The sequence below is a fragment of the Salegentibacter salarius genome (genome assembly GCF_900168265.1).
In the GTDB taxonomy this organism is placed as follows: domain Bacteria; phylum Bacteroidota; class Bacteroidia; order Flavobacteriales; family Flavobacteriaceae; genus Salegentibacter; species Salegentibacter salarius.
The window spans coordinates 67,280-74,219 of the sequence record NZ_FVZF01000018.1; the positions used below are offsets into that span (position 1 = coordinate 67,280).

The window sequence follows — 6,940 nt, forward strand, 5'->3', positions numbered from 1 at the left end:
GAACAAATTAAAATTCCGGGTCAAAGTTAGTAAAATAACTAAGAGAGATTTATAAAGGAATTTATAATTTGCTTTACGCTTTTTCGGTTAAAGATTTGAGGGAATAATTCTTCGATAACTATATAATACTCGGCATCTAACTGTAATCCTTTATTTAGGTGAAAGTAAGCTTTTTCTCCCTGATTATGACTAAAATAAAGTCCGGCTAAACGGAATTCAATCTCGGCGGTATCGGGGTAAAACTCCAGCGCCTGATTTAAATTTTGAATAGCGGTATCAAATTCTCCAAGGTCTATTAAGATATCGCAACGTCTAATCCAGGTTTCTAATTCGTAGTTTCCAAGATCCAGACTTTTTTTATAACCACGCTCTGCTTCTTCGTAAAACTTTAAGCGGTTATTTATTTTAGCGTAGCGCTTCCAGTAAAGCACGTTTTCTTCGTCTATATTTATCGCTTTGTTGATATAGTAAAGAGCTTTCTGGTAATTCTTCTTTTTAATATAGAAATCGGTGATCGCGATCCAGCCTTTATCCAAAAGCGGATCTTCGTGAACGCAATCTTTATAATGTTTAAGCGCAAGTTCGTTTAAACCAAGTTTCTCGAAACATTTTCCAATTCGTAAATAAGCAAAAGAAGTAGGATCGTCTAACTCCAAAGTTAAACGGTAATTTTCTATGGCTTCGTGGTAACGGCCTAATTTTTCCAGCACTTTTCCTTTTTCAAGATAAGCACCAATAAAATAATCGTCACTGATTATTGCAAAATCGAAAGCCGATAAAGCCTTATCATAATCTTTTAGATCAAAATATTGTTTTCCTACCTGGTGCCAGGCTACCTCGCAATAAGGATTTTTATCCAAATACATATTCAGGTATTCAATGGCTTCGGTTTTTTGATCTAGAAAATCAAAGCAATACATAATATTGTATAGTGCTGAATAATCTTCTTCATCGGCCTCCAGGCATTTCATGAAGCTGAACTTCGCATTCTCAAAATCTTCAAGAAACAGGTGTTCCATCCCAATTAGGGAATAAATTTCGGCAGGGTCCAGCGTAATATCAAGCGCCATCTCTAAAACCTCTATGGCTTTAGCGTGACGATCTCTTTTAGAAAGAATTTGTGCTTTTTGTATATAGACTTCTTCGTTAGAAGATTCTAATTGTTGTAATTCGGTAAGCATAGATTCGGCTACATCCAGCTTATCTTCAAAAACTAAAATCTCAATTTTAAAGAGCTTTAGGTTTGTAGAAGTTGGATGTTGTGCCAGGCCTAATTTAACGGCCTTTTTAGCCAGTGCAAATTTCCCGTTCTCTAAATAATAGTTAATAATGTCCTCAAATTCGGCTGAATCAAAGAATAAAACATCATTTGTTTTAAGCATAGATTCAAATCGGGAAAGTGAGAAATTGTTTTCGTCGTTATGGCTTAATTGCATACGTAGGTAATTACGGGATTTCTACTACTCACTAAGTGAGATTTAAAATATTTCAACGCTTAAGTTGAAATTGCTTGATCTTTTGAACTTTCTGTCTTGCGGCTAAGCCTCAAGGCATTTCTTAAAATTAAAAATGAATCTGCTTTAAAAGCTCAAAAATCAAGATTGTTGTTAACAAACTAATTAACAGTTTCAGACTGCTTCATTATTTCATCCAATACGGCAATAATGATGCCACAGCCTTCTTTAATTTCTTCTTCTGAAATGGTGAGGGGAGGAGTGATTCGCACGGCTTTTTTTTCGAATAGTAGCCAAAAAAGAATGAGGTTTTCTTCTTTGGATTTTAAGACTAATTGATTCGCTATTTCTTCGGAAGTGGTAATAATAGCAAGCATTAAGCCCATTCCTTTAACTTCTGAAATTAGCGGATGCACCAGCAATTTCCTGAATAGTTTTTCTTTCTCAAGACTTTCTGTCATTAAGTCTGAACCGGTAATTTCTTTTAATGTAGCTAAAGCTGAAGCAGCAATTACAGGATTTCCCCCAAACGTAGTAATATGTCCCATTTTTGGGTTGTCTGAAAGGCTATCCATCATTTTAGCCGATGCCGAAAAAGCACCAATAGGCATTCCGCCGCCCATGCCTTTTCCTAAAGCAACGATATCTGGAACCATGTCAAAATTCTGAAAACCAAAGAGTTTTCCTGTTCTCCCGAAACCGGGTTGAATTTCATCTAATATTAATAATGCGCCCACTTCCTCGCAACGTTGTTTGACCTTTTTTAAATAATTATTCTTCGGAATAATAAATCCCGCACCTCCCTGGATACTTTCCAGGATTACGGCCGCGGTTTTTTCGGTAATCTTTTCCAGATCTTTCTCTTCGTTAAACTGAATAAAGGAAATTCCCCCTAAAAGAGGTCTAAAAGGTTTTTGGCGTTCTTCATAATCCATTAAACTCAGTGAACCCATGGTATTGCCGTGGTAAGCCTGGTGAGCCGCTATAATTTCAGCTCTCCCGGTATAGCGCCGGGCGAGTTTTAAAGCGCCTTCTATGGCCTCGGTACCGGAATTGGTGAGGTAAGTTTTTTCCAGTGGCTTTGGAAAATATTCTGCCAGTAACTTGGTTAACTCAACCGCCGGTTGCTGGGCGTATTCTCCATAAACCATTACGTGCAGATACTTTTCCGCCTGTTCCTTAATTGCGTTTACAACCTTAGGATGGCAATGACCCAAACTGCAGGCCGAAACACCCGCTACAAAATCCAGGTGCTTTTTTCCATCGGTAGTGAAAATATAAGAACCTTTGGCCGAAGCCACTTCCAGGCCTAAAGGATGTGGAGTGGTTTGCGCCTGGTAGGTAAGAAAATCTTTATTCATCCTGATTCTCTTTAGTTTCAGGCTCGGCCTCATTATCTTCTTGCTCTTCAGCTTTAATCAGCGACTGTGGTTTCTTTAATTGAGGAATAGAATCTTTTACTCTTTCCTGTAGATTTTTAGCTTCAGTTTTAGTATCGTCATCTACAGCATCCATCAAGGTTTGTGGTTCTTTTAATTGTGGGATACTGTCTTTTGCCCTGTTTTGTAAATCTTCAGGTTTTAGCCTGGACTTATCATTTAAGAGCAAATCATCACCTTCGTCACGTTCATCAAAAAATTCTTCTGATTCCTCGGGTAAAGATATTCCTTCAATTTTTACCAGATCGGGTTCAGGTTTTCCCTTAAAAAGATCTTCTTTGGTGAGTAATCTTTCGTCCCCACGCCAATTGAAACCTATTAATTTTCGAACATTCACAGGGAAATCTTCTTCCGGAGTTAAATTTCCGTCTACATTTTGATAGTAGTAGATATCCTGAATTTGCTGTTCTTCAAATAAGATTTTTATAGAACTGGACAGGGTTTTATTTATTCCTATAAGTTCCTGCTCGCTATTTCGGCTGTAATAAAGTGTTTCGGTATTCTTATTAATATCTACCTGGTATAATTCATTATCTTCAAACAAGCCCACCAGGTCCATTCCTTTTACCTGGTTATAACCTTCTATAGTGTCTTTTTGAATTAAAAACGCATTATTAAAAACCCGCATAGAATCCAATTGTTCTGTTTTAGTATTACTTTGCAGATGAATGGTATCACCGGTCATTTGGCTAAGTCCGCTCCAAAGCACGGGACTTCGTTTTTTGTCTACAGAAGAAACAGGTCCACTGGTAAGGTTGATCATTTTAGTTAATCCGGTTTCCTGGTTAATGTGAACCGAATCACTTTTTCCGCTCATATCGCTTTTAAAAAGCCGAACATCATAAAATCCACGAATTATACGTTTATCTGGTTTTCCGGTAATCATTATAGTATCGCCGTGAATAAAAAGCGAATCTTTATCCTGAACGCTGGCAGCAACCGCTCTTTTAGTTATAAAAACCGAATCCTTATCACGGAAGACTTCGGCATAATGCCCGGTGACTACACTCTTATTAATAGTATCGATAACTCTAATATTATTCGTGGCGGAAGCGAAATTGGTATTCCGGTTAAAATATAGACTGTCGCCTTTTACCGTTCTGTTATCATAATCTATCCGCGAATTTTTTACAAAATAGCCTGTATCACCACGTGTATCATAAAACCCACGTTCACAATAGACGGTGCTGGTTTCACTTTCTATAGTTGAAGGTCCATAAAGATAAGCGTGGCCGGTTTCGCCGTAAAAATCTAGTTGTTCAGAATTAATTATGTACTCAGGATTGGTAAGTACCACATCTGAAACAAAGGAATATTTATCCTGTTCCATATAATATCTACCTATATTGCTGGTAATTACTCCGCCGGTATCTATCACTTTCCCACCGCTTCTATAATAAGCCTGTTGTTTTAAGCGGTCAAAGAATAAACTGTCTGACTCTAAAGTGGTTTGTGGCCGTTTCATCACAACATCCCCACTGGCAAAGGCAAACTGGGAGTTTCCGTTATATTCGGCATAATTACTATTAAGCTTTACGGTATCGCCTTGTTGCATTCTTACATTTCCAAAGGCCCTAAAGAAATTTTCTTCTTTATAATGAATGGCAAGATCACACCAAACCTCTATCCCTTCGTGTTTAAAATAAACCTGATTTTCAACTTTGCTCAATACAAAGGCGCCCGGGTATTTTTGATCCTGGATATTTCTATCAGCACTATAGTCAATCTCTTTAGCTTCCTGAGCCTGAATTAAAGAGGGAAAAGACAAAATTGCGAATACTAAGAAAAGGATGATTTTTTTCAAGCCGAAAATTTTTTCAAAAGTAAATAAAATTTAGGGGAATGGGATTTTAAATGCAATAGCTTATTTATTGAATAAAATTTTGTTTTCGATTAATAATGTTGCGAAATAAAAATATAAATCCCAAAAAAATTAAAAATATTGTTAATATTAATAGAATTTAAGGTTTGAAAAATTTTCTTTGGAAAACTTTAACGCTAATTATAAAACCGTCCTGGACCTCGCCCCGTAAGTTTACTAAATAACTAAAACTCAAATTATGGAAAAACCACGTATTAAGGTAGATGCAGTTACTGCGAAGCCTTCGAAAAACAGTAATTCCCGAAGAAAATTTCTTAAAATGGGAGGACTTGCCATGGCAGGTTCGGGATTGTTACTGTATGGATGTAGCGACGATGACGATATGAACCCCGATCCTATGCCTCCAGGGGAAGTGTTTGATCTTGGAAGCGGTGATGTTGGAATTTTAAATTATGCATACGCATTAGAACAGCTAGAAGCTGCTTTTTATACCAATGTATTAGATGGTTCTTACTGGGCCGGAGCTAATGCTGAAGAAAAAAGAATCTTAGAAGATCTATATGATCACGAGGTAATTCACCGTGAATTTTTCAAGGCGGCAATTGGTGCAAATGCGGAAGTCAGCCAGGTACTGCCAGAACTGGAATTTGATTTTAGTAGTGTGAATTTTGCCGATAGAGATTCTGTATTAGGAACAGCCAGGGTGCTGGAAGATACCGGGGTAGCCGCTTATAATGGTGCCGGTAGATTATTGCAGACTCCAGATTTTCTGGTAATTGCCGGGAAAATTGTTTCAGTAGAAGCAAGGCACGCAGCAGCTATTCGTTCCATTTACTTAGAAAGTGATACTGCTTTTGCAGGAGATGATATTATTGATAGCAACGGTCTTGATCTTGCTAAAGATCCGCAAACAATTCTTAGCGAAGTTGGAAATACCGGCTTTGTAGTGACAGAATTTACGGCCAATAACTTGCCTCAATAATTAACTAATCAACTTAAAAACAATATTATGGATATTATAAAATTTTTAGATGAATTTACTTCGGAAAGCCTTACCAGAAAAGCTTCTTCCAGGCGGGAAATGCTTGGTAGCTTAGGGAATTTAGGTAAGAAGGCGGCTATGGTTGCTGTTCCTTTTGGACTAGCTTCTACCTCTGGTAAAGCATTCGCCCAAAGCAGTGGTAACGATGCCACTGCTGCACTACAACTTGCCCTTACCCTGGAATATCTTGAAGCCGAATTTTATATCAAGGCTTTAGATTCTGGTGTATTGCCTAGCGGTGGTAGAGCCGAAGCGGTTTATAACCAGATTTCTAAACACGAATCTGCTCACGTTACATTTTTGCAAACCGGTTTGGGAGATAATTCTATAGACTCGCCAGAATTCGATTTTACTGCGGGAGGAGCTTTTGATCCTTTTAACCCTAATAATGATATGGCCTATGCCCAATTATTAGCATTAGCCCAGGCATTTGAAGATACCGGTGTGAGAGCTTATAAAGGCCAGGCAGGAAACCTAATGGGAACTCAATTCCTTACTCCTGCATTACAGATACACTCTGTAGAGGCGAGGCACGCATCCGAAATTCGAAGATTAAGAGCTGATGTTATAAACGAAAGTTCTAATGAAAATGCGTTAGGTTGGATTACCTTAAATAATCGCGGACCGGGAATGCCAGAAGCTACTCAAGCGGTATATGATGGTGAAGAAAATGTGGTGCAAGGTGGAGTAAACCTTGTAGACGCTACCGGATTTAGCGCAGAAGCAGTTTCGCAGTCTTACGATGAACCTATAAGTGGAGAAGTAGCTCAGCAAATCGCGGGATTATTCATCGCTTCTAACGATGGATAGGTAACTCAATTCTAAGTTTTTGTTATAAAGAATTTTGTTATAAAAAAGAGGCTGTCTGAAAAGGCAGCCTTTTTTGTTGTATTATTTTCTGGTTTTTAGTATTTTCATGTAATGAAAGCCAAAGCAGTATTTAAGACCTATGACCAGTCGCAGTTAAGTCTTTTACCTCCCAGTTATGATGATCTGGTCCCTGCCCATCATCCCGTTAGGATCGTCAATACGATTATTGATCAAATCGACATCGCTGACCTGGAGCGAAGTTATAAAGGAGGAGGTACCTCCAGTTACCATCCCCGGATGTTGCTCAAGGTGACCATCTATGCGTACCTTCGCAATATGTATTCCTCTCGTAAAATTGAGCAGGCCCTTCAGG

6 protein-coding genes are annotated in these 6,940 nt (G+C 38.2%); 3 read left to right on the forward strand and 3 right to left on the reverse strand.

The genetic code is table 11. The features are described from left to right. Window positions 1–38: 38 nt before the first annotated feature. The 3 genes from B5440_RS10820 to B5440_RS10830 form a co-directional block, all read right to left on the reverse strand. Window positions 39–1,436, reverse strand: a complete 1,398-nt coding sequence (locus B5440_RS10820; RefSeq protein ID WP_070053577.1) for a tetratricopeptide repeat protein — start codon at window positions 1,434–1,436, stop codon at window positions 39–41. Window positions 1,437–1,615: 179 nt separating this feature from the next. Continuing rightward, entirely contained in the window at window positions 1,616–2,815 is a 1,200-nt protein-coding gene (locus B5440_RS10825) for an aspartate aminotransferase family protein (RefSeq protein WP_070053576.1), read from the reverse strand. Further along, window positions 2,808–4,697, reverse strand: a complete 1,890-nt coding sequence (locus B5440_RS10830) for an OstA-like protein (protein WP_070053575.1) — start codon at window positions 4,695–4,697, stop codon at window positions 2,808–2,810. Before B5440_RS10830 ends, B5440_RS10825 begins: the two co-directional genes overlap by 8 nt. Before the next feature lie 256 nt (window positions 4,698–4,953). Between B5440_RS10830 and B5440_RS10835 the strand changes: the two genes are divergently transcribed. From B5440_RS10835 to B5440_RS10845, 3 genes are all read left to right on the forward strand, one after another. After that, entirely contained in the window at window positions 4,954–5,697 is a 744-nt protein-coding gene (locus tag B5440_RS10835) for a ferritin-like domain-containing protein (RefSeq protein ID WP_070053574.1), read from the forward strand. A gap of 27 nt (window positions 5,698–5,724) precedes the next feature. Continuing rightward, window positions 5,725–6,567 carry a ferritin-like domain-containing protein gene (locus B5440_RS10840; protein WP_070053573.1) on the forward strand — a complete coding sequence of 281 codons (843 nt, stop codon included), beginning with the start codon at window positions 5,725–5,727 and terminating at the stop codon, window positions 6,565–6,567. Window positions 6,568–6,678: 111 nt separating this feature from the next. Further along, a partial coding sequence (locus B5440_RS10845) for a transposase (protein WP_143533307.1) occupies window positions 6,679–6,940 on the forward strand: 262 nt, incomplete at its 3' end.